The sequence below is a fragment of the Arthrobacter sp. JDC6 genome (assembly GCF_056484025.1).
Window position 1 is genome coordinate 3868034 of sequence record NZ_CM151278.1, and the last position, 25899, is coordinate 3893932.

A 25899-nucleotide genomic window follows, 5' to 3' on the forward strand; every position below is an offset into this window, starting at 1 on the left:
CATGACTGAACTCCCCCTGATCGGCGAAGCCGTCGCAGTCGCGGCGGAGCCGCGCCTCGCCGGCGCCCGCATCGGCGTCGTTACCTTCCCCGGCACCCTTGATGACCGCGACGCCGCCCGCGCCGTGCGCCTTGCGGGCGGCACCGCCGTCGAACTTTGGCATGGCGACAGCCAGCTCGGCGACGTGGATGCCGTGGTCATCCCCGGCGGCTTCTCTTACGGCGACTACCTCCGCGCCGGCGCCATTGCCCGCTTCGCGCCGTTGATGTCCAAAATCATCGACGCCGCCAACTCCGATGCCAAGCTGCCGGTCCTCGGCATCTGCAACGGCTTCCAGATCCTCACCGAGTCGCACCTGCTGCCCGGATCGATGATCAAGAACGACCACCTGAAGTTCCTCTGCCGCGACCAGGTGCTGCGTGTCGAGAACAGCAACACTGCGTGGACCCTGGACTACCAGGCGGGCCAGGAGATCACCATCCCGCTCAAGAACCAGGATGGCCAGTACATCGCGGACGAGAAGACCCTGGACGCCCTTGAGGCTGAGGGCCGCGTTGTCTTCCGCTATGTGGGCTTCAACCCGAACGGCTCCCGCCGCGACATCGCCGGCATCTCCAATGCCGCCGGCAACGTGGTGGGCCTCATGCCGCACCCCGAACACGCCGTGGAGCCGGGCTTCGGGCCCGAATCGCTGGACGGCATCGGCGGTTCCGACACCGACGGCCTGGGCTTCTTCACCTCCGTCCTGAACAAGATTGTGGGAGGCGACAAGTGACCACGGAAACGACCAAGAAGTTCAACATCGACACCGTCGAGAACGCGGCCAAGACCCCGGACACCGAACTTCCCTGGGCCGAACTCGGCCTGAAGCGGAACGAGTTCGACGAGATCGTCAAGGTCCTGGGCCGCCGCCCCACGGGCGCCGAACTGGCCATGTACTCCGTCATGTGGAGCGAGCACTGCTCCTACAAGTCCTCCAAGAACCATCTGCGCCAGTTCGGCCAGAAGGTCACCGAGGAAATGAAGAAGGACATGCTGGTGGGCATCGGCGAAAACGCCGGCGTGACCAACCTGGGGGACGGCTGGGCCGTGACCTTCAAGATCGAATCGCACAACTCGCCGTCGTTCGTTGAGCCCTACCAGGGCGCGGCCACCGGCATCGGCGGCATTGTCCGCGACATCATCTCCATGGGCGCCCGCCCCGTGGCCGTCATGGACCCGCTGCGCTTCGGCGCAATCGACCACCCGGACACCGCCCGCGTCATGCATGGTGCCGTTGCGGGCATCGGTGGTTACGGCAACTCCCTGGGCCTGCCAAACATCGGCGGCGAGATGGTGTTCGACTCCGTGTACCAGGGCAACCCGCTGGTCAACGCCCTGGCAGTGGGCGTCATGCGGCACGAGGACATCCGCCTGGCCAACGCCTCCGGCAAGGGCAACAAGGTGGTCCTGTTCGGTGCGCGCACCGGCGGCGACGGCATCGGCGGCGCCTCGGTGCTGGCCTCCGAGTCGTTCGACGACACCAAGCCCTCCAAGCGCCCCGCCGTCCAGGTGGGCGACCCGTTCGCCGAGAAGGTCCTCATCGAGTGCTGCCTGGAGCTCTTCAAGGGCTCGCTGGTGGAAGGCATCCAGGACCTTGGCGCCGCAGGCATCTCCTGCGCCACGTCCGAGCTGGCTTCCAATGGCGACGGCGGCATGCAGGTCGAGCTGACCTCCGTCCTGCTGCGCGACCCCACGCTGACCCCGGGCGAGATCCTGATGTCCGAGTCCCAGGAACGCATGATGGCCGTTGTCACCCCGGAGAACGTGGAAGCGTTCGAGGCCGTGATGGACAAGTGGGCCGTGGAGTACTCCTGGCTGGGCGAGGTGACCGATACCGGCCGCCTGATCATCACCTGGGAAGGCGAGGTGATTGTCGACGTCGATCCCCGCACCGTGGCGCACGACGGCCCGGTTTATGACCGCCCGTATGCCCGTCCCGAGTGGCAGGATGCCGTGCAGGCGGACACCTTCACCGGTTCCGTGCAGGACGCCGGTCGCCCGGCCGCCCCCGCGGAGCTGGCAAAGGCCGTCACCGAACTGGTGGCGTCACCGAACATGTGCTCCAAGTCCTGGATCACCAACCAGTACGACCGCTACGTGGGCGGCAACACCTCCATGGCATTCCCCGACGACGCCGGCGTGGTGCGCGTGGACGAGGAAACCGGCCTGGGCGTTGCCCTGGCCACCGACGCCAACGGCCGCTACACCTACCTGGACCCGTACCACGGCGCGCAGCTGGCACTGGCCGAGGCCTACCGCAACGTAGCCACCGCAGGCGCCGTCCCCATGGCCGTCAGCGACTGCCTGAACTTCGGCTCCCCCGAGGACCCGGATGTGATGTGGCAGCTCGCCGAGGCCATCCGCGGCCTCTCCGACGCCTGCATGGTGCTGGGCATCCCTGTCACCGGCGGCAACGTCTCGCTCTACAACCAGACCGGCACCACGCCCATCCACCCCTCCCCGGTGGTGGCGGTCCTGGGCAAGCTCGACGACGTTGCGCGCCGCACGCCGTCGGGCTGGCGTGAGGATGGCCAGGCGATCTACCTGCTGGGCACCACGGGCGCCGAGCTGGACGGTTCCGAATGGGCCAACATGCGCGGACACCTGGGCGGCCAGCCACCGAAGGTGGACCTCGAGGCCGAGCGCGCGCTGGGCGAGATCCTGATCAACGCGTCCCGCGACGGCATGATCGACTCCGCCCACGACCTCTCCGAAGGCGGCCTCGCGGCTGCGCTGGTGGAGTCCTCGCTGCGCTACGGCGTGGGTGCCCGGATCGCGCTGCAGGACGTCATGGACCGGGACGGCGTGGACCTGTTCACGGCCCTGTTCTCCGAGTCCCAGGGCCGTGCCGTTGTGGGCGTCCCCCGCTCCGAGGAAGTCCGCTTTACGGACATGTGCACCGCCCGCGGCTTCACCCACACCCGCATCGGCGTGGTGGACGCGGCCAGCGGCAAGCTGGAGATCAACGGCGTGGAGGGCCTGTCCCTGGACGCGCTCCGCGAAGCCCACGAAGGGACCCTGCCGAAGTACTTCGGCTAGGCCCCACAGAACGCGGACGGACACTCAAGCCCATAGAGAGGCTTTGGGTGTCCGTCCGCATTTAAGGACCGGCTCAGTCCTCGCTGTGCAGCTCCCGCTGCCGTGCACTGAGCAGCTCGAACTCCGGCCGGGCTGCCACAAAACGTTCGACGGCGGCCAGCACCTCCACGAGATGGGCCCGGTCAGCTGCCACCAGGCCAACGCCGACCTGCGAGCGCCGGTACTGGGCATGGTCCCCGACTTCGGCGACTGACACCTCGAAGCGGCGTTTGAGCTCGGCAAGGAGCGGCCTGACGACGGAGCGCTTTTCCTTCAGGCTCTGCACGTCCCCAAGGAGGATGTCGAACTCGATCCAGCCGATCCACATGGCCGCCCCTGTCTTTACTCGATGGTGAGCTCACCCATCAGGTCCCAGCCTTCGCCGTCCAGCTGGCGGCTGATGATCCTGGGTGTTTCGGCGAGTGCCTGGGGCATGTCGGCCATGGCCTTCTTGAAGTGCCCGCTGTTGACATGGTCTCCCGCGGCGTCGTCCTTGAACGCTTCCACCAGGACGAACTCGTTGGGATCGTCCACACTTCGGGACCAGTCGAACCACAGGTTGCCCGGCTCCTCCCGGGTAGCCCGGGTGAAGTCTGCCACCAGATCGAGCCAGCGCCCGGACCAATCGGGCTTGACCTTGAACTTGACGACGATAAAGATCACAGGGATGTTCCTTCCGCGGCGAGGGTGCGTGCCCCTTCAATGTACCGGGAAGTAACGTAGCGCTGTGCCGCGCGGGTGACCAGGCCACCGGCGGCGTAGAACCAGTTGGCAGGCCTGCTGAAAGCACGGATCCGCAGCCACACCTCTCCGTGGCTGTTGATCTCCACCTCGAAGGATTCCTCGCCACGGGCGGGGTGGCCGGGCAGCGTCCCGTAACCAAACCCGGCGGATTGGGGAACACCGTCCGGTGCCGGCTCCCGCGCCCACACCACCTGGCAGGGCGCGGGCAGGCGGAAGGGCCCGACGCCGAAACCGCTCACCACGTGTGCCCCGGGCACCGCCCTTGGCGAGTCTGCCCGCACCGTGAGGCCAGCCCTCCGCTGCAGTTCCCAGCCCAGGATGCCGTCCGCCACGCGCCGGTAGACGCCAAGGCCGGTACCCAGGCGGGCTTCCTCAAGGACGCGGTCGTACCCCACTGGCGCGACGCCGTGCTCCGTGCCGCCAATTCCCGGATAGCCGAGTCTTCCCGCGTCAATCATCGCCGCCTGCCCTTTCGAGGCGTGCCCACCCCAGTTGATCCTGCTGCTTCCGGCTCAAGCCTGACACCACAAGGTCGTAGGAGTCCTCCACCATGTCCCGGATCATCCCGTCCGGCAGCGACCCGTCGATGCGCACACCATTCCAGTGGGTCTTGTTCATGTGCCACGCCCCGGTGATTGCCGGGTGTACCGCGCGCAGCTGCACGGCCAGGGCCGGCTCGCACTTCAAGTTCACGTAGAAATCGCGTTCGTCCATGGACGACAGGGCAAACAGTTTAGCCTCGTGCCGCGCTCCCCCGGCAGTCCCGGCACGGACCTTGAAGACCGAAGTCTCCGGTCCGAACGGAAAATCCTCATAGGCTCCGGGAAACGAAAGGCAGATCTTCCGCAGCGCACTTGGGTCCATAACGGAAGCCTATAAAGCAGACCTGCGCGGTGCTAGTCTGCGAACATGTCACGCGACCAGGGAGCCATACCTGTTCTGGACCTGCGTGCCGCCCGGCGGGCCGACGGCACATTCAGCCCGGAGTTCATCGACCAGCTGCGGCACGCCACCCACGACATCGGGTTCTTCCAGGTCACCGGTTATGGTGGCCGCCCGGGACAGGCCGAAGAGCTCCTGGACACAATTCAGCGCTTCTTCGACCTGCCCCTTGAGGAGCGGATGAAGCTGGACAACCGCCTCTCCCCCCACTTCCGTGGCTACACGCGCATGGGCACCGAGGTGACCCAGGGCCGGGCCGACGCTCGGGAGCAGATCGACTATTCACCGGAGCGCGAGCCGGTGCGGGACTACCCGGACAGCCAGCCTTACTGGCTGCTGCAGGGTCCCAATCTCTGGCCCGATGAAACATTCCCCGAGCTGAAGCCTGCTGCCATGGAGTGGGCGGAGCTGATGTCCGGCGTGGGCATGGAACTGTTGAGGGCAATCGCCGTTTCGCTCCAGCTGCCGGAGGACTACTTCGACGGGCCCTTCCGGGATTCACCGGCATGGATGGGCAAGCTGGTCCACTACGTGGGCGGCGTGGTGGAAGCGGCCGGGGACCAGGGCGTTGGCTCGCACGCGGACTACGGCTTCGTAACCCTCCTGCTGCAGGACAACGTAGGCGGCCTGGAAGTGCTGCCGCCCGGAACCACCCAGTGGCTGCCTGTGGAGCCCCTGCCGGGGGCACTGGTGGTGAACCTTGGCGAGATGCTCGAAGTAGCCACGGAGGGATACCTGGCGGCGACCATCCACCGCGTCCAGGCACCGCCACCGGGCGTCGACCGGTACTCGGTGCCGTTCTTCTGGTCGCCGCGGCTCGACGCGGTCATCGAGCCCGTCCCCCTGGCACCCGAGCTAAAGGCGGCTGCCCGGGGTATCACGGACGATCCGGACAACCCGCTCCTGGCATCGTTCGGCCTCAACATGCTCAAGGGCCGGATGCGGGCACACCCGGACGTGACCGAACGGCACTATCCGGAGTTGATGAAGCGCTAAAGGTTGTACTTCCAGGCAAGCTGCGCCGGACACAGATTCATCACCACGTCCAGCCCCGCCGCCTTGGCACGTTCCGCCGCTGCCTCGTCGATGACCCCCAGCTGCAGCCACACGGCTTTCGCCCCGGCGGCAATGGCCTGGTCCACCACGCTGCCCACCTTCTGCGAGTTCACAAAGCAGTCCACGACGTCGATGGGCTGCTTATCCGCCGGGATGTCGCCGAGGGTGCGATAGCCGGGTTCGCCGTGGACAGTGTCGCCGTTCAGGTTGACGGGGATGATCTCCATGCCGAGCCGGTCGCGGATCATCAGCGAGACGTCGTAGGCGGAGCGCCACTCATTGGTGGTGAGTCCGACGATGGCCCACCGGCCCTTGGTTCGCAGAAGGCGTTCGATGACTGCGGGATCGTTCGTGTGGCCCATGGGATCAGCCTACGCTGCCCGTCCTGTCATGCTTCAGCTACTTCAGCGGGGTGGCGGCCTTGGGGCCTGTGCCCTGCGACTCTGAACCCCCTGCGCCCTGTGTCCCTGGTTCCTGTGTCCCTGGGTCTTGTGGCTGGCCTTGGCCCGGCACCCGGCCGGTGGTGGCAGCGGAACCGGCCGCCTTCTGCGCCGTCCCGGCCGGGTCCACGCCGCCTGCCACAGTAGCCGGTGCCGGCGCCCCGGCCTTGCCCGGTCCGGCCGCAGCTGGATCCGCCGGGGTTCCCGCCGGCACAGCCCGTCCGCTGCCATCCATGCCGCCGACGGCTCCACCCACTGCAGCAGCCCCGGGTTCGGCCGCGCAGTTCCCTGGACCTGTGCCGGCGTCGTGCTTGACGGGGCCGGCACACGCCGGCGTGCGGGTGCCGCCGAACAGGCCGGCAGGATCGCGCAGGAAACGGGACGCACGGTGTGACGCGTCCGCAGCCCCAGCCGGTGCGGCAGTTGCGCCGGACTGGGTGACTTCCCCTTCCGCGCCCACGTCTGGCCCGCCGTCGGTGGAGGAGACGGCCGACGCGGCGTCGGTCGTATGGTTCCACGGCATCCATTCCGTCAGCACGTGCTCAATGGGGCTGCCTCCGGGAGCGGTGGAGCTGGCGGCTACTCCGCCAACGCCCAGCCCCATTCCCGCCGCGAGGACCAGGCCCAGCGCGGTGGGGCGGTGCCGACGGCGGCGGCGCGCCAGTTCATCGCCCGGCGGGTCGTCAACCCATTGCTCACCATCCGGCTGCTCAACCCGCTGCTCACCCTCGAGTTTCCCGGAAGTGGCGTCTTCTGCCGGACCTCCCGCTGCCAGCATCGCGGCAAGCTCGCCGGTGGGCGCGGGTACGGGCAGTGAGGCCAGGGCGCCCAGTGCGACCAGGGTGTCACGGAGTTCCGCATCCTGGGCTGCACCGGCGTCCTGGAGCATGTCGTCGACGAGGGCGATGAGATTATCCGAAGCGGACGTCATGGCGTGAAATACTCCTTCACTGCCGCAAGTTCCCGAAGTTTCAGCAGCGCGCGCCGCTGGAGCTGTTTCACGGCACCGGCGCTCTTATCGATGGTTTCCGCGGTCTGTTCCACTGTCAGGCCACCCACCAGGCGAAGCGACAGCACGTCCCGCTGGTCCTGCGGCAGCCCGTCCAGCAGCCCGAGGACTTCCCGGGGTGAGATGCGCTCCAGCGCCAGCTTTTCCGCTGAGCTGTCCTGGCGCTGGTCAAGCTCTGGCTCGAACGGCAGTTTGAGCGGGCTTCGGCTTTGGCGGCGGTGGTCGTCCACCATCCGCGCATGGGCAACGGAGAAAATGAAGGTACGCAGCCCCGCATCCCCTCCGCGGACACTGTCGAGCCTGGGCAGGACGGAAAGAAACACTTCCTGCATGGCGGCCTCCGGATCCTCGACTCCCCGGGCGGTGAGATAGCCCAGCACCTGCGACGCGTACGTCTTGTAGACGAGGCTGAAGGCAGCGGTCCCGGGAGTTGGCTGGTCCGGAGCCTCGTCTGTCTGTGCATCGGTCACTGACGTAGTGCTTTCCGTCAAAGAGGGAGTTGGCAAGGTGAACGCTCAGTACATCCGGAACGCTGCCCCTACTTTACCCTTCAGTAACAACCGCTGCCGGAAGCGCCACGGCGCCGGGTAAGCGGGCCGTTGCGGGCTCCCGGCACCTGAAGCCGGCTGGGCGGAAAACAAAAGAGCCGGTCTGGAACGTGATGGGGGACAGGTTCCAGACCGGCACTTCATAGGGGTAATCGCTGCGCACCCCCAAAGGGTTACGCGATTTCAAAAACTTTTTTGGCAGCCGTTCCGCGGCTGTCAGCGGGCAGCTGCCCTGGTCCACCGGGGCGGCGTCGCCTGCCTGCGCGATGCCTTGGCCAGCGCGAAAAAGTGCAGCCTGGCGGGCAGGCGCTCGTCGCCACAGACAGGTACGACGGCGGAGGGCAGCTCCGCGGGAACGGCGGCGGCTGCCGCTACGGGCACGGTTGCGGGACGGGATACGGCCCCGGCGGGACAGAGGTCGGTGACCAGGCCGGTGCCGGCGCACTCACGCACGGCAGCGATCCCTGCCGCCAGGGCCTGCTTGTCATGGTACGGCCCGGAGACAGCCACCACTGCGCCATCCGGGGCCAGGAGCCGGAACCGGAACAACGAATCAGCGTCAATGAATGCTTCAAATTTTCCGGCCATGACGATCCTTCCTTGGGCACCAGGGGGTACTACCGAGTCTTGCCGGTACGCGTGCAGCCTCACAAGACCGTGCGCGTTAAGCCTGTGTAAATTGCTTTTCCACCCGGGGCCGAACGTCCCGGGACGCACAAGCGGCAGGCCACCCGCAAAGGTGGCCTGCCGCCGTCGTCATGCTGCCCTGGGGGGTGTCAATCGTTGATGAGGTCGTTCACCACGATGGTCTGGTCCCGGTCCGGGCCCACGCCGATGGCGGAGAACCGGGTTCCGGAAAGCTTCTCAAGGGCCAGCACGTAATTCCGGGCGTTCTCCGGCAGGTCCGCCAGGGTGCGTGCCCCGGTGATGTCCTCGGTCCAGCCGTCGAAGTACTCGAAGATGGGCTTGGCGTGGTGGAACTCGGTCTGCGTCATGGGCATTTCATCGTGCCGGACGCCGTCCACGTCGTAGGCCACGCACACGGGAATCTGTTCGATGCCGGTGAGCACGTCCAGCTTGGTGACGAAGTAGTCCGTGAAGCCGTTGACGCGGGAGGCATGCCGGGCCAGGACGGCGTCGTACCAGCCGCAGCGGCGCGGGCGTCCGGTGTTGACGCCGAATTCGCCGCCGGTCTTCTGCAGGTACATGCCCATCTCGTCGAAGAGTTCCGTGGGGAACGGGCCGGCGCCAACGCGGGTGGTGTAGGCCTTGATGATGCCGATGGAGCGCGAGATGCGGGTGGGCCCGATGCCGGAGCCAACCGACGCGCCGCCGGCGGTGGGGTTGGAGGAGGTCACGAACGGGTAGGTGCCGTGGTCCACGTCCAGGAACGTAGCCTGGCCGCCTTCCATCAGGACCACCTTGCCCTCGTCCAGCGCGGTGTTCAGGACCAGGGTGCTGTCGATGACCAGCGGACGGAGCCGCTCGGCGAAGGACAGGAAGTAGTCCACGATCTCGTCCACGACAACGCTGCGGCGGTTGTAGACCTTGACCAGGAGTTCGTTCTTCTGGCGCAGCGAGCCTTCCACCTTCTGGCGGAGGATGGATTCGTCAAAGACGTCCTGGACGCGGATGCCCAGCCGGGCCACCTTGTCCATGTAGGCGGGGCCGATGCCGCGGCCGGTGGTGCCGATGGCGCGGCTGCCCAGGAAGCGTTCGGTCACTTTGTCCAGGACCTGGTGGTACGGGGCCACCAGGTGGGCGTTGGCGGAAACCCGCAGCTTCGAGGTGTCCGCACCGCGGGCCTGGAGCCCATCGATTTCCTGGAAGAGGGCTTCGAGGTTCACCACGCAGCCGTTGCCGATGATGGGAACAGCGTTGGGGCTGAGAATGCCTGCCGGCAGCAGCTTGAGTTCGTACTTTTCACCGCCTACGACGACGGTGTGCCCGGCATTGTTGCCGCCATTGGGCTTGACGACGTAGTCAACACGGCCGCCCAAAAGGTCGGTGGCCTTGCCTTTTCCTTCGTCGCCCCACTGGGCTCCTACGATCACAATTGCTGGCATGGGATCCTCCCCCATTCGTTCGGGCTGCCCGGGTCCAGCCATCTGGTGGCGGGCCCATGCAGCGCCGTTCATGAGAATGCCCCGAACATACCGGCCTTCGCACAGCCGCAGCACGGCACGGCGAAGCAAGAGTTCCGGGGCTCTTACCACCCAAGTTTAGCCGATGGGGCACTTTGTCCACTGTTGTGGCCCGCCGCGGCCCTTTCGCAAATATGGGCCGCGGCGGGCGCCGGGCCTCCTACTCGTCCTCGGCCTCCCCCGCGGGCCGGGACGTCTGCTCGGCGAGCGTGTCCCAGAAGGAGGTGTCGGCGTCGGCAATGGATCCATCCGCGATGGCCGCGGCGGTGGACGCCAGCGTGGTGACCGTCTGCTTGATCAGGTAGCCATTGCTCCGCTGCCCCAGCGCGTAACCATCCAGGTAGTGGTCGGACATGCCGCGCATCTCGAAAAGCAGGGTGGCAATGCCGTATTCCACGGAGATGCCGTTGCGGCTGATGGTCTCGGCGCTGCCGCCCTGGTACCTGCCCAGGTGGCCCCAGCCGGTGGAGTCAACGTTGTTGAAGACAACGGCGCCGAGCCGCTTTGATTTCTCGACGACGGAGGGGTCGGCGTTCGGGGTGGTGGGGTACAGGATGGAGCCGGAAACCAGCTTGCCGTCGCGCTCGGCGCGGGTGCCCTGGTGGTGCAGGTCGATCATGTAGTCAATGCGGTACTTGCGCATCACGTTGTTGTGCAGCGCCTGGGTCTCCGGCTGGACCTTGGCCACATGGTCCCGGTTCAGGTCCACGCCCTCCGCGTTGTAGCGGGTGAGGTGGCGGTCCCCTTTGGCAAGGTAGTCGTCCAGGGAGAAGTTGACATCCCCCATGGCACCGTCCGCGTTGAGCATGGGCACGATGAGGATGTTCACGCCGTCCAGGATGCCTGCCGACTTGCCCGTGCCCAGGTGCTTGACGAACTCGAGGGCACCCTCGGTGGTGAGCTGTTCATTGCCGTGCTGCTGGGTCAAATACAGGATGGTGGGCTTGGCCGGGTCCGATATGTACTTGACCAGGTGGATGTCGCGGTCTTTGACGGTCTGGCCGATGACCTCCAGCTCCATGGCGGGCTGGCGCGCATCCTGGTCCTTCAGGAACGAGACCATCTGGTCGTAGGTGGCCAGCTTCGACGTGGTGATCTGGCCGTTGCCGTCGTAGGAAGGCCCTTCGCCTACGGCGCCGGCCAGGGGCGCCGGACCTGCTGCGACGACAGCGAGCGACAGGGCGCCTGCGGCGGCGAGGGCCCTGAGGGATTTCGTCACAGTTACCTCTTTCGAGTGCTCGGGTGGCATCCGCCGCTCCGTCGCAGCGGAGGCATGTGACACTCAGCCAACCAAGCTTAACGAAACCTGTCAATATGCTGGACAAACACTGTAAGTACGTTCCGGTCCTGCCGCCGGCGGCCGGCCGGACATGCCCACGACATAAAGCGGTGCGGATTTGCCCGGCTCCACGCGCGTCGATTTATCTGAGAGTGGACCATCCGGAGCGGCCGAGAGACCTGGCTCGATGACGCCGCAGCAACCACGGCCCAGCAGACTCCTGCCGGCCGAAGGTGCTACTGCCAGGACCGATGGAAAGGAAGATTCCAGCATGTCCCAGAACACCGACCGTATCCGCGTGACCCACGCCGGTTCATTGCCCCGCACCCCTGAACTCATTGCGGCCAACGCCGCCAAGGAAGCCGACGGCATCACGCCGGAATTCCTGGAACTCCTCGAAGCCTCCGTAGTGGACGTGGTGCAGCGCCAGAAGGACCTTGGCATCGACATCCCCAACGACGGCGAGTACGGGCACACCATGTCCAGCTCGGTGGATTACGGGGCGTGGTGGAATTACTCCTTCGCCCGGCTCGGGGGCCTTGAGCCAACCACCGTGGACCGCTGGGCCGAGTCCGGCGTCCGCCGCTCGTCCCCCGGCAACGTTGTCCTGACCTCGTTCCCGGACCGGCGCGACCGGCAGGCCTTCAACGAGGCCTACAGCGATCCCGCATCCGGCATCCTCACCCACCGCAGGAGCGTTGCCCAGCCCAAGATCGCCGGACCGCTGACCTACACGGGCCAGGACCTGGTGGCCTCGGACATCCGGAACCTGAAGACCGGGCTCGCCGCCGCAGGCCTCACGGATGGCTTCGTGGCTTCCCTCTCCCCCGGCTCATGCGCGCGGGTAGCCAACGAGTACTACAAGAGCGACGAGGAACTCGTCTACGCCTGCGCTGATGCCATGCGGGAGGAATACAAGGCCATCATCGAGGCCGGCCTTACGGTGCAGCTCGATGATCCGTCCCTGGCCGAAAGCTGGGACCAGATCAATCCCGAGCCGTCCCTGGACGATTACCTGAAGTTCATCCAGCTGCGCGTCGAAGCGACCAACTGGGCGCTGCGCGGGCTGCCGCAGGAGCAGATCCGGCTGCACGTGTGCTGGGGATCCTGGCACGGCCCACACACCACGGACATCCCGTTCGCCGACATCATCGGCTCTGTGCTTCAGGTCAACGCCGGCGCCTATTCCTTTGAAGCGGCAAACGTCCGCCACGAACACGAATGGCGGGTGTGGGAGGACACAAAGCTCCCCGAGGGCAAGGTGATCATCCCGGGCGTTGTTTCGCATGCCACCAATGTGGTGGAGCACCCGGACCTGGTGGCGGACCGGGTCGTCCGCTTTGCGGACCTCGTGGGCCGCGGGAACGTCATTGCCTCCACCGACTGTGGCCTGGGCGGCAGGGTGCACCCGCAGATCGCCTTCGCCAAGCTGGAGGCACTGGGTGAGGGTGCCCGCCGCGCCTCGAAGCGCCTCTTCTAGCCGCTCCCGCACCGACGCGCCGGCTGTGCCTTCCATCACCGGAAGGGGCGGCCGGCGTTTCGCTTGCCTGGGCTTGCTAAACTGGAGTAGGCCGACCAGGAGTTGGTCCACCCCAATCAACCGCCACTGATGTGCCGTGCCGCCGTGCGCCCATGTCCGTGGCGGCAGCAACGCCAATCCCCGCAGGAGATCCAGCACTTCATGACAGCCCTGGCACCCGAAACATTCCACGAACAGCTCATGAGCCGCCGCTACGAACCCAGCGTTGCCGCCGTCAACGAACTGTGTGATTCCCTGCAGGAGGCCAAGCCCGGAACCGTGGTGCCCTACGTGGACCCCATGCACGACGTGGAGGAATGCCGCATCATCAGCCTGTTCTCCAACATCGGCGAGGTGGATCCGTCCGGGTTCATCACCCCCGGCGACCAGGACGCTGTTACCCGCATGCTGGGGATCCAGTGGAAGCTTGGCCTGCGCCCCGAGTTCGTCATGCCGTGGAACGTCCACCCCTGGCACGTCCCGGGCGAAGCCAACGGCAAGTTCACTCCGGACCAGATCCAGTCAGGCCTGAAGCCCCTGCTGAAGTTCCTGGCCCTGGTCCCCCGCGCCTCGGTGATCGTGGCGCATGGCACCGAAGCCAACCGCCTGGCTAACCTGCTGTTGAAGACCGAGGTGCCCCTCCTCTGGCGCCGCGGCCTGAAGACCTACAAGGTCCGCTCGCTGAGCGGCCGCGCCTTCGCCGGTTCCCCGGCCCGCCAGGAGGAGTACCTGGAGGACATGCGCACTGCCTATGCAGACGCCATGGCCCGCACGGGTATTGCCAAACCTTAAGTCCTGCGCCGCTCAGCCTGTGGCATCGGACTCAGTAAACGAAATTCCCGGGCCGATTCGTCTTCGGCTTCAACCCAGGTGGTGAAGTCGGCGTACGACATCCACGAGTAGTAGTCACGGAACCTGAGACGCGCTTTCTCCTGCTTTCCCACGCTTCGCGCAGCTCCTCCTTTCCTCCCCTGGCCCTTCGATTCTTTTAACCGAAACGAGGGACGGCGCATTGCAGGCCGGATACGACGGCGGGCGGTCACCTTCTCATTGAAAGGTGACCGCCCGCCGTCGTTCCCAGCCCGAACCCCTCCCTGGCAATCTGCACCAGGAAACAGTGCGGGCGTTGGCCCAGGGAGTTATTCGCCCTCGATGGCTGCCTTTGCCGTGGGGTCGGAATCGTTCAGGAACTTCTCGATCCGCTCCGGCTCTTCAGCCTCGCCGATGGCCGACGAGGCCCGGCCCAGGGAGTAGAGGGCCCGCAGGAACCCGCGGTTTGGCTCATGCTCCCAGGGGATGGGCCCCACGCCGCGCCAGCCGTTGCGGCGCAGCGCATCCAGTCCGCGGTGGTAACCCACCCTGGCATAGGCGTAGGAGTCGATGGTGCGGCCTTCCGTCCACGCCTCCTCAGCCAGGACGGCCCACAGGAGCGAGGACGTTGGGTGCTTCGCCACCAGGTCCAGGGCCTCCTGGCCGGCCTCAAGCTGCGCGTTCACCTCGGTTTCGGCAGGCAGGAGAGTGGGCTCCGGCCCCATCAGGTTCCGGCGGAACTCGTCCGACATCTAGAAGGTCTTTCCGGCCGAACCGAGCTGCTTGGTGGCTTCCACCACGCGGGCTGCCAGGCCGGCTTCGGCGGAGGCGCCCCAGACGCGGGGGTCGTAGGTCTTCTTGTTGCCCACTTCACCGTCCACCTTCAGGACGCCGTCGTAGTTCTTGAACATGTGGTCAGCCACCGGACGCGTGTAGGCGTACTGGGTGTCGGTGTCGATGTTCATCTTGATCACGCCGTAGGAGACGGCGTCGGCGATTTCCTGGTCGGAGGAGCCGGAGCCGCCGTGGAACACGAGGTCGAACGGGTTGTCCTTCCCGATTTTGGCACCCACCTGGGCCTGGATGTCCTTGAGGATCTCCGGGCGGAGCTTGACGCCGCCGGGCTTGTAGACGCCGTGGACGTTGCCGAAGGTCAGGGCCGTGATGTAGCGGCCGTTTTCACCGGAGCCAAGGGCATCGATGGTGGCCAGGGCGTCCTCAACGGTGGTGTACAGCTTGTCGTTGATGGCGTTTTCCACGCCGTCCTCCTCGCCGCCAACGGTGCCGATCTCCACTTCGAGGATCATCTTGGCGGCAGCAGTGCGGCCGAGCAGTTCGCGGGCGATGCGCAGGTTTTCCTGGAGGGTCTCGGCGGAGCCGTCCCACATGTGGGAGTTGAACAGCGGGTTCCGGCCGGCCTTGACCTCAGCCTCCGAAGCAGCCAGCAGGGGCAGGACGAAACCGTCCAGCTTGTCCTTGGGGCAGTGGTCAGTGTGCAGGGCGACGTTGACGCCGTAGTTCTTGGCTACTTCGCGGGCGAAGGCTGCGAAGCCCAGGGAACCGGCAACCATGTCCTTGGTGGATGCGCCGGACCAGTAGGCCGCACCGCCGGTGGAAACCTGGACGATGCCGTCCGACTCCGCCTCGGCGAAGCCGCGGAGCGCTGCGTTGAGCGTCTGCGAGGACGTGACGTTCACGGCCGGGTATGCGAAGCCGCCCGCCTTCGCGCGGTCGATCATTTCGGAGTAGATCTCTGGGGTTGCAATGGGCATGCTGGCTCCTCTGCTGAGTTTCGTCTGTGGGTGGAAGACCCTCAAGTAGACCGCTTACGGCTAGGCACCATCCTAGCCATTCCCGGACCACGAGGGTGTTTCGGGTCACCGCTCAGTAACACTCAGACGTGCTGGTTGAACACGTGCCGCCGGATCCAGGCGTGCATGGCGATGGCGGCTGCCGAGGCGGCGTTGATGGACCGGGTGGAGCCGAACTGCTCGATGGACAGGGTGGCGGCGGCGGCCTGGTGGACTTCGGGGGTCAGGCCCGGGCCCTCCTGTCCGAAGACCAGCACGCAGTCGCGCGGCAGCTCGTAGGTCTCCAGGGGAACCGAGTCCGGGAAGATATCGATGCCGATGATCGCCAGCCCCTCCCCCTGCGCCCACTGGACGAAGTCCTCGACCGTGGGGTGGTGGCGGACGTGCTGGTAGCGGTCGGTGACCATGGCGCCGCGGCGGTTCCATCGACGCCGGCCGATGATGTGCACCTCTTTGGCGAGGAAGGCGTTGGCGGTGCGCACCACCGTGCCGATGTTCAGGTCGTGCTGCCAGTTCTCGATGGCCACGTGGAAGTTGTGCCGCCGGGAATCGAGCTCCGCCACGATCGCTTCGTGCTTCCAGTAGCGGTACTTGTCCAGGACGTTGCGGCGGTCCCCGTCGGCAAGGAGGTCAGGGTCCCAGTGGTCGCCTTCGGGCAGTTCGCCTTCCCAGGGCCCGACGCCGACCTCCGCCTTTGCGGGCTCGGCCTCCCCGGGCTCGTGGCGGGGTTCGTCTGGCAGGCCGGGCGTTTGGTTCACCCCTCAACACTAGACTGGAGCACTGGAGCATTCATCACCGGTGGAGGTAAACGTGGCAGAAGAAGACCAGGTAGCAGCAAACCCCGCGGTTTACCGCAGCGGCCAGGAGATCGAGTGCTGGCTGACGGACATGGACGGCGTCCTGGTCCACGAGAACCAGCCGATCCCCGGCGCCGCGGAACTGATCCAGCGGTGGGTGGATACGTCCAAGCGCTTCCTGGTGCTGACCAACAACTCCATCTTCACCCCGCGCGACCTTGCCGCCCGCCTGCGTTCCTCCGGCCTGGAAATTCCGGAGGAAAACATCTGGACTTCGGCGCTGGCCACGGCGCAGTTCCTCAAGGACCAGGTGCGGGGCTCAGAGTCCGGCAACCGCGCCTACACGATCGGTGAGGCGGGGCTCACGACGGCGCTGCATGAGGCCGGCTTCATCCTCACCGACCAGAACCCGGACTTTGTGGTGCTTGGCGAGACGCGCACGTACTCTTTCGAAGCCATCACCATGGCCATCCGGCTGATCCTTGCAGGTGCCCGGTTCATCGCCACCAACCCGGATGCCACCGGCCCCTCCAAGGACGGCCCCATGCCCGCCACCGGTGCCATCGCGGCCCTGATCACCAAGGCCACCGGCCGCGAGCCGTACATTGTGGGCAAGCCGAATCCCATGATGTTCCGCTCCGCGATGAACCAGATCGATGCACACTCCGAGACCACCGCCATGATCGGTGACCGGATGGATACGGACATCATCGCCGGCATGGAAGCGGGCCTGCACACCGTCCTGGTCCTCAGCGGCATCACGCACAAGGATGACATTGCCGCGTATCCGTTCCGCCCCAACCAGGTGCTGAACTCCGTGGCGGACCTGAAGAACCAGATCTAGGACTAGAAGATGCTCACCCGGGAGCCGCCCCGGGGCAGCGGGAAGAACCCGTCCAGCAGTTCCGTCACCAGGGGCCGGTAGACCTGCGGATTCCAGCCGGGGCTGGCGTGGGCGGGTGCCGCGCCGGTGGTCTGCAGGTTGCTTGAGACCATGTTGTCCTTGAAGACCACGGCCCAGGTTTCCGCCGCGGTTTCGTAGTCGACCGTCCTGTCCTTGGGGTTCCCGATATAGGCCATCTTGGCCGTGCCCAGCTTCCCGGCGAACTGGCTTCCCTCGAAGTGGTAGATATACGCGGACTCGGTCTGGATCAGGACGCTGGAAGGTGCGATCGGGGACAGCTGCTCCAGGGTCTGGTCCAGGACCTGCCGCCAGCTCCGTTCGTCCTTGTGGATGATCCGTTCACCCAGCTCATACCCACCGCGCAGCGTGGACGGGAACCTGACGCCGCGCTCGTAAAGGAACACCACGCCGTCGAACCAGCTTTGGTCCAGCACGTCGTGCGCACTGTAGGGACTGGAGTCCAGGAGGATGAACTGCACCTGGACTCCCTGCAGGGCAAGGAGTCGGGCAGCCACCTGGGTGGCCAGCATCCCGCCGAAGCTGTGCCCGTAGAAGAAGAGCTTGGTGATCTTCTCTTCGGCAATGTAGTCGGTGATCGCGTTGACCACCTCCGTGATGTTCAGCCCCAGGTTGGAATACCCGACGGCGGCGAGCCGGGCGCGCTTGTTCAGCGCCCCGCGCAGGGTGTTGAGGATCCATTGTGCCTCTTCCCAGCTGGTCTTGTACCCCGGGAACAGGAACCAGCTGGCATCCGGGTAATAGGCGTCCGCGAAGTCGTCCGCAACGCTGAGGATCCTGGTGGTCCGGCGCTGCGACTGGACCTCGCGGGTCACCAGCATGTCGGCAGCCAGCAGCCCGGACGCCCCTGCACCCGCCAGGAACGTGCGCCGCGAAAAGCGTTTCAGTGCAGCCGCCTCCGCCAGCAGCCGGGCGTGGGAAACCCCGCGCCCGCCCTGCGGACTTACCTCCCCCTCATACGGCACACTCCTACCGTAAACCCACCCAAACGTACCGCCGCAACGGGCGGGGGTAACCGTTCGGTGACGCTGGGGTCAGCAGGCGGCCTGGCCCTCCGCGGCGGGGATTGGGGACGTGGGTTCCTGCCGGCGGCGATGGATCTCCAGGCCGATGTCGTTGTAGCGGCCCAGCAGGTCGGCACTGTCCTGGGTGTTTGGATTGTCGAGCAGCGCGAAGAGCGCGTCACTGGCCGCAAGGAGCTCCTCGTTGGAGTATTCCGTAAGGGGCGGCCCGTACAACGCCTCGATCCACATGACAGGAAGGTGTGGATACTCCCCGGCGAAGCGGCCTCCGGGGAACAGCTCACGGACGTCGCCGTCCAGGGGAAGTGGCTGCTCGCCGGATGGCCGGTTCAAGGAAGCTTTGTGGGCAGCGGGTACCAGCTGCAGGGAAACGCCTGCACCACAGGCTCCCGGCAGCGCGTTGGCATCCAGCGCATTCAGGTCGCTGCGCAGGCCGGCCAGCGCGGTTGACTCCACCAGGTCCGCCATTGAGAGGTCAACGCAAATATGGCAGCGGATGCCCATTCGCCGGACACGGCGGATGATGTGGACCAGGTGGGGGCGGGAACCGCTGTCAAGGCTCCCCCGGACTTCAATCCGGACGATGTCTGCAGGGACATCAAAATTAACAACTGCGTCTAATGCTCGGTCCATAGGTACTCCAAAAGAGGTCTATGGCCGACGGCTCAACCTCCGCAAGCCTAACCTCCGCGGGAGCCCCTGCACAACCCAACCCTTAGGAACGGGCCGCGCGGATTACCTTTCCCGGCTCCTCATAGTGCGTCCGGGCACCGGCTCCGCCCACTGAGTCCACCAGGGACTTGGCGATGTCCCGCAGCTTGGTGTTGCTGTTGCTGGATGCCTCGGTGAGGATTTCGACGGCAGCCGCCTGGCTGCAGCGGTTCTGGGCCATGACAATGCCCACGGCGATGTCGATGATGGTGCGGGACTCCAGCGTGGCCCGGAGGTTCGACGCGCTGTCCGCATGCAGGGAGAACCGGACGGCAAGGCGCAGGGCCTGCGAAATTTCACGGGTGAAGTCCCGGGCCCTTGCCGTGGCCCGTCCTTCGAACTTCCGGGGAACATCGGAATAGAGGTTCAGGGCCGCCTTGGCCTCGCCCTGCAGGGTGAACGGGAGGGAAAGCACCGAACGCAGGCCATGGGCGGCAACGGCCGTTGCGTAATCGGGACCCCACCGGTTCTCCTCCAGCAGATCGGGAACGTGGACTTCGCGTTCCTCCTCCGCAGCAGTCAGGCAGGGGCCCTGAGACAAGGAGTACTGGATTTCGTCCACTTCCCGCGCCGAATCGCTGCTCCACCCGATGGTGGCCGCCTTGCGGTCACGGAGCAGGGTGATGCCACACAGGGCGTCGTCACCGTCGCCTGCCATCTGGTGGGCGGAGAAACGGGCCAGTTCGTTGAGGAAGTCCTCAAAATCAGCGCTTTCCAGGATGAGGTTCTGGACCTGGTCGGTTGCGCTCAAAGGCTGTTCTGGGGGGAGCAAATGCATGATCTCCAAGCAACTGAAAAGTGTTAAAGGACATCATAAAGCAGCGCCAACAGCCCGGCCAACGGCCAGCATACTTGTTCCCAGGCGATTTCCCGGGTCCGCAGCAGGACCTAGGACAGCCCCAGCTCGTCCTTGCTGAACGCAAACAGGTATGGAACGCCGGTCTCGGCTTCGATTTTTTCCTTGGCACCGGTGTCACGGTCCACGATCACTGCCACCGCAACCACGTTGCCGCCGGCCTTCCGGACGCCTTCCACTGCCGTCAGCGCGGAACCGCCCGTGGTGGAGGTGTCCTCCAGGACCAGCACCTTGCAGCCTTCAACGGAGGGGCCCTCCACCTGGCGGCCCATGCCGTAGGACTTCTGGGCCTTGCGGACCACGAAAGCATCCACGGCACGGCCGGCATCAGCGGCAGCGTGCATCACTGCAGTGCCCACCGGGTCAGCACCCATGGTGAGGCCGCCGGCGCACTCAAAGTCGATCCCGGCGTCGTCCGCCAGGGCGAGCATGACCTGGCCCACCAGCTTGGAGGCCTCGTGGTGCAGGGTGATGCGGCGGAGGTCGATGTAGTAGTCAGCCTCGGCCCCACTCGAGAGGATCACCTTGCCGCGGACCACGGCGAGTTCCTTGATGAGTTCGAGCAGGCGGGCGCGGGCAGCTGCGGTGTCTACCGCAGTGTCAGAGGGCGAAGTCATGGGCTCAAGTTTAGTGGGTGGGCGGACGGTGAGTGGGCGGGCAAAGCCTGGCGCGTGCTCGGGGCGGGGCCCGAAGGCGATGACGCGCGGCAGGACACGCCTGACCACGGGGTTGTGGCGCAGCATGAAGAAGACCATCCGCGTGATGGAGAACGTAGTCCGGGCACCATCGCCGGCCAGGGTCGCCCCGGACAATCTCCCGGCGAAGAGCGGAACAAAAACCACCCTGTGCAGGATGCGCTGCACGCTTTGGACCACCACTGTAGGCATGCGCCGGCGGCGCTGGATTGCCGCGAGGGTCCTGGCCCGCACGTGGCCCCGCCGCAGGTCCGGGGCCAACCGTTCGGCGGCCGCCACTGCATCCTGGATGGCCAGGTTGATGCCTACGCCGCCGGCCGGTGACATCGCGTGGGCTGCATCCCCGATGCACAGGAATCCGTCGGTGTACCAGCGCTGCAGGCGGTTCAGCTTAACGTCCAGCCAGTGAAGGTCGTCCAGGCTGCGAATGGAGTCGACGCGGTCGGCGAGATCCGGACGAAGTGCCGCCACGCGCTGCCGGAACCGTTCCACGCCGCCGGCCCTGATCCCGGCATCCGAGCCCTTGGGGGCGAGGTACCCCAGCTGGTAGTAGTCGGTGCGGTTCAGGGCAATCATGGCGTCCCCGTCACCCAGCGACGGCACCACACCCGCCACTTCGCCCTGCTCGGAAGCGTGGCGCGGAAGCCTGAACCACCAGGTGTCGAACGGCACCGGGTACTCCCTGGTGCGCATTCCCGCCGCCTCCCGCAGCACTGAATGGCGCCCGTCCGCGGCCACCACCACATCTGCATGCAGCACGTGTTCCGCCCCCGGCCCGGCCCCGCCCGTGGCCCTGTAGCGCACTCCGGTGACGCGGCCGCCGTCGAACTCCAGGCCGGTGGCCTCGCTCTCCATAAGCAGGCTGAACGTCGGTTCCGCAGCGGCCGCCGAGGCGAGGAAATCCAGGAAGTCCCACTGCGGCATCATGGCCACGTAGTTGTACGGGGGCTTCAAAGAGTCGAAGGCCGCCAGGGTGACCAGGCCGGCGCCGGGGACCGGAACAGCCACGTTGTTGAGCCTGCTTTGGGGCAGGCTGCGGAATCCCGCGCCCAGGCCAAGTTCGTCGATCAGGCGGATGGTGGACGCATGCACCGTGTCGCCGCGGAAGTCGCGCAGGAAGTCGCGGTGCTTCTCCAGGACGGTCACCTGCACTCCGGCCCGGGCCAGCAGCAGTCCCAGCATCATCCCCGCGGGGCCTCCGCCCACCACGGCACACCCTGTCCGCTCCATGCAGTTACGCTACGCCGCGCAGGGGCCGCCCGGAACAGTTGAGGGTTGTTGACAGTGCTGGCTAGGCTGGACCACATGCGCGAACTCCAGGCCAAAATCATTGAAGAAATGGGCGTTCAGCCCCGGATCGATCCCGCGGGAGAGGTGCGCAAACGCGTCACGTTCCTCAAGGAATACCTGAAGGCAACCCACACCAAGGGCTTTGTCCTGGGCATTTCCGGTGGCCTGGATTCATCCCTGGCGGGCAAGCTTGCGCAACTGGCGGTGGATGAGCTTGAGGCCGAAGGCGTGGAAGCCAATTTCGTGGCCGTCCGCCTTCCCTACGGAGTGCAGCACGACGAGGAAGATGCCCAGGCAGCCCTGGACTTCATCAAGGCCAAGACGGAATGGACGTTCAACATCTCCGCCGCCGTGGACGGTTTTGAAGACGAGTTCGAAAAGACCGTGGGCTCGGAGATCTCCGATTTCCACAAGGGCAACACCAAGGCCCGCACCCGGATGATCGCCCAGTATGCGCTGGCGGGCGAGCACAACTACCTGGTGGTTGGCACCGACCACGGCGCCGAGTCCGTCACCGGCTTCTTCACCAAGTACGGCGACGGCGGCGCGGACATCCTGCCCCTGTTCGGCCTCAACAAGCGGCAGAACCGCGCCCTGCTGGCTGAACTTGGAGCGCCGGCGCGCGTCTGGGAGAAGGTACCCACCGCCGACCTGCTCGATGACCGGCCAGGCCGAACCGATGAGGACGAACTGGGCCTCAGCTACGACCAGATCGACGACTACCTCGAAGGCCGCGAGGTTCCGGACGCCGTTGCCGATTCCATCGAACAGAAGTACCTCCGGACCCGCCACAAGCGCACCGTGCCGGTCACCATCTTTGACACGTGGTGGAAGGACCAGGGCCCCGAGGAGCCCCGCGTGGGCCTCTAGGCAGCCTCGCCGGACTTCCCCACCTTTGGGGAGCACGTCTTCGGGGAGAACGACGGCGGGCGGCACCGGAAGGTGCCGCCCGCCGTCGTCGTTCGCGGCCAGAGCCGGGGAGGCTCAGCGGGGCCGCCGCCCGCCGCCGCCGCCCACGCCAAGCTGCTGCGTAATCCGGTGCGCCTCCGCCATCAGGAGGCCGCCGAGTTCCTCCTGCCGTTCCGGCTTGAAGCGTGGTTCGATGCCCGTCAACGACAATGCCCAAGCCGGTTTCCCGGAGCGGTCAAACACCGCCGCACCCATCCCCCAGCTTCCCTCCAGGACCAGGCCGGGGTTCACCGAATAGCCGGCCAGCCGGGTGCGGGCCAGGTTCTTCCGCACCAGTTCGGGAGTATGGTTCCCGGCGAACTCGCCCGCGTGTTCGCTCCAGCGCCCCAGCATTTCCTCCTGCTCGCTTTCCGGCAGGAAGGCCATGATGGCCGTCCCGGCCGACGCGACGCCAAGGGGGAACCGGACACCCTCGTGCAGGACGAAGGAGCGGACCGGGAAGCTGCCTTCCTCACGCAGCAGGCAGACCGTCCCGGCGCCGCGGCGGATGGAGAAGAAGGCGCTCTCGCCCGTGGCCTGCGCCAGCCGGCGGAGGCTGGGCCGGGCGATGTCCTCCAGGGGAAACCGCGCCGAAGCCACCGAGCCCATCAGGAGGATCTCGGGGCCCAGCACCCAGTTCCCCGTCACGGGATCATGGTCCAGCAGGCCTTCCGCGGCCAGGGACGTCAGGAGCCTGTGGACCGTGGGACGGGTAAGGCCGGATTCCCGCACGAGGTCCACCAGGGGCATTCCCTCCGAGCTCCTGCCCACCAGCCGCAGCAGGCCGGCGATCCGCGTTACCACCTGCGCGCCCTGCACCTGCATGGCCATAAACCCTCCTGGTGTCCACAATATGGATACACGCCATCGTACTGTCCACACTGTAAATAGGCCACGCCGTGGTCCTTGACAGGCGCAATAATGCGCCCGTAATCTCCAGACTCAGATCCCCGGCATCCACTTAGTGGACACCACCGTGCTCAACGAGGAGACGACATGAAGAAACTCCAAGCTTCCGCCGCCAGCGCCCTGGAAGGGGCCCTGCAGGACGGCATCACCCTCGCCGTAGGAGGATTTGGCCTGAGCGGCATTCCGGCCGACCTGATCGAAGCTGTGCGTGATTCCGGCGTCCGGGACCTCACCGTGGTGTCCAACAACATGGGCGTGGACGGCAAGGGGCTGGGCATCCTGATCGAGGCGGGCCAGGTCCGCAAGGTCATCGCGTCCTACGTCGGCGAGAACAAGCTGTTTGCCGAGCAGTACCTTGCCGGCAGGCTGGAGGTGGAATTCACTCCGCAGGGCACCCTGGCCGAGCGGCTTCGCGCCGGCGGCGCCGGCATCCCTGCCTTCTACACCAAAACCGGCGTGGGCACCCTGGTTGCCGAAGGCAAACCGCACGAGGTGTTCGACGGCGAAACGTACGTCCAGGAGCGGGCCATCCGGGCCGACGTCGCGCTTGTCCATGCCCACACCGCTGACACGGACGGCAACCTCATCTACCGCTACACGGCCCGGAACTTCAACCCCGTAGTGGCCACAGCCGGCACACTGACCATCGCCGAGGCGGAAGTGATCGTGGAGCCCGGCCGGCTGGACCCGAACCACGTTGCGACCCCCGGCGTCTTCGTCCAGCGGCTGGTGCAGGCGTCGGACCGGGTCAAGGACATCGAGCAGCGGACCGTCCGGCAGCGCGCCGGCCTCGTCTCCGCCTGACCGGCCTCCGACGCCGGCCACCCCAACAACGGAAGAACATCACTCAATGGAGAGAAACACCGCCATGGCCACCAGCCAGCTCGACCAACCGGACGTCCGCCAGAAGGGCTTGGCCCTGATGGCTGAAAAGCTGGCCGGATGGACGCAGAAGTGGTTCCCGGACGCTTACATCTTCGCCCTGGCAGGCGTGCTGCTGGTGGCCATCGCAGCACTCGCCATCGGCGCCTCTCCCAAGGCAGTGGTGGACTCCTTCGGAAACGGCTTCTGGGACCTCACCGCCTTCACTTTGCAGATGGCCATGGTGGTGCTGACCGGCTACGTGGTGGCCACCTCGCCGCCCGTGGCCCGGTTGATTGACCGACTGGCGCAGGTGCCAAACTCCGCGCGCGCCGCCGTCAGCTTCGTTGCCGTGATGTCCATGTCGGTGTCGTTCGTGAACTGGGGTTTGAGCCTGATCTTCGGCGGCCTCCTGGCGCGTGCCGTGGCCCGCCGGGCGGATCTGCACGTCGACTACCGGGCGCTCGGGGCAGCGGCCTTCATGGGGCTGGGCGCCGTCTGGGCGTTGGGCATGTCTTCCTCCGCGGCCCAGCTCCAGGCCACAAAGGCCTCCATTCCCCCGGCGCTGCTGAAGATCACCGGCGTCCTGGACTTCGGCACCACCATCTTCACCTGGCAGTCCCTGCTGACCCTGGTCATCCTGATGCTGCTGACCACCGTCATTGCCCACTTCTCCGCCCCCACGGGCGGCGCCGTCAAAACCGCGGCAGACCTCGGCGTCGACCTTGATGACCAGCCCGAACCGCCGGCCGAAAAGTCGCGCCCCGGCGAGTGGCTCGAATACAGCAGGGTCCTCCCCGTCCTGGCCGGGGTTCTGACGCTGGGGTGGCTGGTGTCCCAACTCCTGACCCTGCCCATCCTCAGCGTGGTCAGTTCACTGAACGGCTACCTGCTGGTCTTCCTGATGCTGGGGCTTGTGCTGCACGGAACCCCGCGCAAATTCCTCCAGTCCGTGACCAAGGCCGTGCCCGCAACCGCAGGCATTTTGGTCCAGTTCCCGCTCTATGCCGCGATGGCGGCCATCCTGACCAAGGCCACCGGCGCGGGCGGCCTCTCGGTGTCGGAGCATCTGGCCCATTTCTTCACCAGCATCGGCGGCAACGGGGCGTTCGCGGTCATCATCGCCATCTACACGGCACTCCTTGGCATGTTCGTTCCGTCCGGCGGCGGAAAGTGGCTGGTGGAGGCACCGTACGTCATGCAGTCCGCCACCGACGTGAACATGAACCTCGGCTGGACCGTGCAGATCTACAACATGGCCGAGGCCCTGCCCAACCTCATCAACCCGTTCTTCATGCTGCCGCTGCTGGCCGTCTTGGGCCTGCGCGCCCGGGACCTGGTGGGCTTCACGTTCCAGCAGTTCCTGTTCCACCTGCCGGTGGTCCTGCTGCTCGCCTGGCTGCTGGGAATGACGTTCGAGTTCGTGCCGCCGGTAATACCCAACTGAATTACAGCCAAGACGACCA

At 66.2% G+C, this 25899-nt stretch carries 27 protein-coding genes, 1 pseudogene and 1 riboswitch; of the genes and pseudogenes, 9 read left to right on the forward strand and 19 right to left on the reverse strand.

What is annotated here, in order from left to right; genetic code table 11:
- Position 1: 1 nt before the first annotated feature.
- Together purQ and purL are read left to right on the forward strand one after the other, a co-directional pair.
- On the forward strand, positions 2-775 hold the full coding sequence (gene purQ, locus ACV095_RS17830; protein ID WP_018771848.1) for a phosphoribosylformylglycinamidine synthase subunit PurQ: 774 nt from the start codon (positions 2-4) through the stop codon (positions 773-775).
- Complete coding sequence (purL, locus tag ACV095_RS17835) at positions 772-3081, forward strand: phosphoribosylformylglycinamidine synthase subunit PurL (RefSeq protein ID WP_478222403.1); 2310 nt, start codon at positions 772-774, stop codon at positions 3079-3081. Before purQ ends, purL begins: the two co-directional genes overlap by 4 nt.
- A 73-nt stretch (positions 3082-3154) precedes the next feature.
- Here the strand turns inward: purL and ACV095_RS17840 are convergent, their stop codons facing one another.
- Genes ACV095_RS17840 through ACV095_RS17855 form a run of 4 tightly spaced genes read right to left on the reverse strand, consistent with a single transcriptional unit; the run spans position 3155 to position 4728 of the window.
- Entirely contained in the window at positions 3155-3448 is a 294-nt protein-coding gene (locus tag ACV095_RS17840) for a DUF503 domain-containing protein (RefSeq protein WP_018771846.1), read from the reverse strand.
- Positions 3449-3462: 14 nt separating this feature from the next.
- Entirely contained in the window at positions 3463-3783 is a 321-nt protein-coding gene (locus ACV095_RS17845) for a putative quinol monooxygenase (protein WP_018771845.1), read from the reverse strand.
- Positions 3780-4322, reverse strand: coding sequence for a DUF1990 family protein (locus tag ACV095_RS17850; protein ID WP_478222404.1), 543 nt, complete (start codon positions 4320-4322; stop codon positions 3780-3782). The genes ACV095_RS17845 and ACV095_RS17850 overlap by 4 nt, the downstream gene beginning before the upstream one ends.
- The gene (locus tag ACV095_RS17855) at positions 4315-4728 is read right to left on the reverse strand and encodes an MmcQ/YjbR family DNA-binding protein (RefSeq protein WP_018771843.1); all 414 of its coding nucleotides are present in this window, start codon (positions 4726-4728) and stop codon (positions 4315-4317) included. Before ACV095_RS17855 ends, ACV095_RS17850 begins: the two co-directional genes overlap by 8 nt.
- Before the next feature lie 45 nt (positions 4729-4773).
- Between ACV095_RS17855 and ACV095_RS17860 the strand changes: the two genes are divergently transcribed.
- Positions 4774-5802: a 2-oxoglutarate and iron-dependent oxygenase domain-containing protein gene (locus ACV095_RS17860; protein ID WP_134165173.1), complete on the forward strand. Its 1029-nt coding sequence runs from the start codon at positions 4774-4776 to the stop codon at positions 5800-5802.
- Here ACV095_RS17860 and ACV095_RS17865 read toward each other — a convergent pair.
- The 6 genes from ACV095_RS17865 to ACV095_RS17890 form a co-directional block, all read right to left on the reverse strand.
- Entirely contained in the window at positions 5799-6224 is a 426-nt protein-coding gene (locus ACV095_RS17865) for a CoA-binding protein (RefSeq protein ID WP_018771841.1), read from the reverse strand. The genes ACV095_RS17860 and ACV095_RS17865 overlap by 4 nt on opposite strands.
- 37 nt (positions 6225-6261) lie before the next feature.
- Positions 6262-7233: a hypothetical protein gene (locus ACV095_RS17870; protein ID WP_478222405.1), complete on the reverse strand. Its 972-nt coding sequence runs from the start codon at positions 7231-7233 to the stop codon at positions 6262-6264.
- Positions 7230-7781 (reverse strand): RNA polymerase sigma factor, encoded by a 552-nt coding sequence (locus ACV095_RS17875; protein ID WP_056392220.1) that lies wholly within the window; start codon positions 7779-7781, stop codon positions 7230-7232. Before ACV095_RS17875 ends, ACV095_RS17870 begins: the two co-directional genes overlap by 4 nt.
- A gap of 294 nt (positions 7782-8075) precedes the next feature.
- Positions 8076-8447 (reverse strand): YegP family protein, encoded by a 372-nt coding sequence (locus tag ACV095_RS17880; RefSeq protein WP_478222406.1) that lies wholly within the window; start codon positions 8445-8447, stop codon positions 8076-8078.
- 188 nt (positions 8448-8635) lie between these two features.
- On the reverse strand, positions 8636-9925 hold the full coding sequence (locus tag ACV095_RS17885) for an adenylosuccinate synthase (RefSeq protein WP_026266160.1): 1290 nt from the start codon (positions 9923-9925) through the stop codon (positions 8636-8638).
- Between the two features lie 238 nt (positions 9926-10163).
- The gene (locus tag ACV095_RS17890) at positions 10164-11252 is read right to left on the reverse strand and encodes a M14 family zinc carboxypeptidase (protein WP_478222407.1); all 1089 of its coding nucleotides are present in this window, start codon (positions 11250-11252) and stop codon (positions 10164-10166) included.
- Positions 11253-11436: 184 nt separating this feature from the next.
- Positions 11437-11540, forward strand: a riboswitch (SAM riboswitch).
- A gap of 13 nt (positions 11541-11553) precedes the next feature.
- Here ACV095_RS17890 and ACV095_RS17895 point away from each other — a divergent pair.
- Together ACV095_RS17895 and ACV095_RS17900 are read left to right on the forward strand one after the other, a co-directional pair.
- Positions 11554-12762 (forward strand): cobalamin-independent methionine synthase II family protein, encoded by a 1209-nt coding sequence (locus ACV095_RS17895; protein ID WP_478222408.1) that lies wholly within the window; start codon positions 11554-11556, stop codon positions 12760-12762.
- A 201-nt stretch (positions 12763-12963) separates the two neighbouring features.
- Positions 12964-13593: a uracil-DNA glycosylase family protein gene (locus ACV095_RS17900; protein WP_142069093.1), complete on the forward strand. Its 630-nt coding sequence runs from the start codon at positions 12964-12966 to the stop codon at positions 13591-13593.
- A 347-nt stretch (positions 13594-13940) separates the two neighbouring features.
- Here the strand turns inward: ACV095_RS17900 and ACV095_RS17905 are convergent, their stop codons facing one another.
- The 3 genes from ACV095_RS17905 to ACV095_RS17915 all read right to left on the reverse strand — a co-directional run bounded on the left by ACV095_RS17905 (position 13941) and on the right by ACV095_RS17915 (position 16180).
- A complete protein-coding gene (locus tag ACV095_RS17905; protein WP_018772228.1) occupies positions 13941-14363 on the reverse strand; it encodes a DUF3151 domain-containing protein in 423 nt (140 codons plus the stop codon).
- Positions 14364-15383, reverse strand: coding sequence for a class II fructose-bisphosphate aldolase (gene fbaA / locus ACV095_RS17910; RefSeq protein WP_018772229.1), 1020 nt, complete (start codon positions 15381-15383; stop codon positions 14364-14366).
- 122 nt (positions 15384-15505) lie between these two features.
- Positions 15506-16180: a TrmH family RNA methyltransferase gene (locus ACV095_RS17915; protein ID WP_018772230.1), complete on the reverse strand. Its 675-nt coding sequence runs from the start codon at positions 16178-16180 to the stop codon at positions 15506-15508.
- A gap of 40 nt (positions 16181-16220) precedes the next feature.
- On the opposite strand from ACV095_RS17915, the gene ACV095_RS17920 reads away from it, so the two are divergent.
- A complete protein-coding gene (locus ACV095_RS17920) occupies positions 16221-17063 on the forward strand; it encodes an HAD-IIA family hydrolase (RefSeq protein ID WP_018772231.1) in 843 nt (280 codons plus the stop codon).
- A 2-nt stretch (positions 17064-17065) separates the two neighbouring features.
- Here the strand turns inward: ACV095_RS17920 and ACV095_RS17925 are convergent, their stop codons facing one another.
- From ACV095_RS17925 to ACV095_RS17945, 5 genes and pseudogenes are all read right to left on the reverse strand, one after another.
- Positions 17066-18106 carry a thioesterase domain-containing protein gene (locus ACV095_RS17925; protein WP_018772232.1) on the reverse strand — a complete coding sequence of 347 codons (1041 nt, stop codon included), beginning with the start codon at positions 18104-18106 and terminating at the stop codon, positions 17066-17068.
- A gap of 69 nt (positions 18107-18175) precedes the next feature.
- Positions 18176-18796, reverse strand: coding sequence for a hypothetical protein (locus tag ACV095_RS17930; RefSeq protein WP_478222409.1), 621 nt, complete (start codon positions 18794-18796; stop codon positions 18176-18178).
- Between the two features lie 82 nt (positions 18797-18878).
- Positions 18879-19652, reverse strand: a complete 774-nt coding sequence (locus tag ACV095_RS17935; protein ID WP_056392235.1) for a GAF and ANTAR domain-containing protein — start codon at positions 19650-19652, stop codon at positions 18879-18881.
- Positions 19653-19762: 110 nt separating this feature from the next.
- Positions 19763-20347, reverse strand: a complete 585-nt coding sequence (gene pyrE / locus ACV095_RS17940; RefSeq protein ID WP_478223475.1) for an orotate phosphoribosyltransferase — start codon at positions 20345-20347, stop codon at positions 19763-19765.
- 96 nt (positions 20348-20443) lie between these two features.
- A pseudogene (locus tag ACV095_RS17945) lies at positions 20444-21655 on the reverse strand (FAD-dependent oxidoreductase); the annotation flags it as partial.
- A gap of 75 nt (positions 21656-21730) precedes the next feature.
- On the opposite strand from ACV095_RS17945, the gene nadE reads away from it, so the two are divergent.
- Positions 21731-22585: an ammonia-dependent NAD(+) synthetase gene (gene nadE / locus ACV095_RS17950; RefSeq protein ID WP_018772237.1), complete on the forward strand. Its 855-nt coding sequence runs from the start codon at positions 21731-21733 to the stop codon at positions 22583-22585.
- 114 nt (positions 22586-22699) lie between these two features.
- Here nadE and ACV095_RS17955 read toward each other — a convergent pair whose 3' ends face one another.
- A complete protein-coding gene (locus tag ACV095_RS17955) occupies positions 22700-23494 on the reverse strand; it encodes an IclR family transcriptional regulator (protein ID WP_478222410.1) in 795 nt (264 codons plus the stop codon).
- A 165-nt stretch (positions 23495-23659) separates the two neighbouring features.
- Here ACV095_RS17955 and ACV095_RS17960 point away from each other — a divergent pair, with 165 nt between their 5' ends.
- Together ACV095_RS17960 and ACV095_RS17965 are read left to right on the forward strand one after the other, a co-directional pair.
- The gene (locus ACV095_RS17960; protein ID WP_018771680.1) at positions 23660-24376 is read left to right on the forward strand and encodes a CoA transferase subunit A; all 717 of its coding nucleotides are present in this window, start codon (positions 23660-23662) and stop codon (positions 24374-24376) included.
- A 46-nt stretch (positions 24377-24422) separates the two neighbouring features.
- Positions 24423-25880, forward strand: a complete 1458-nt coding sequence (locus tag ACV095_RS17965; protein ID WP_235509820.1) for a short-chain fatty acid transporter — start codon at positions 24423-24425, stop codon at positions 25878-25880.
- Positions 25881-25899 lie beyond the last annotated feature (19 nt).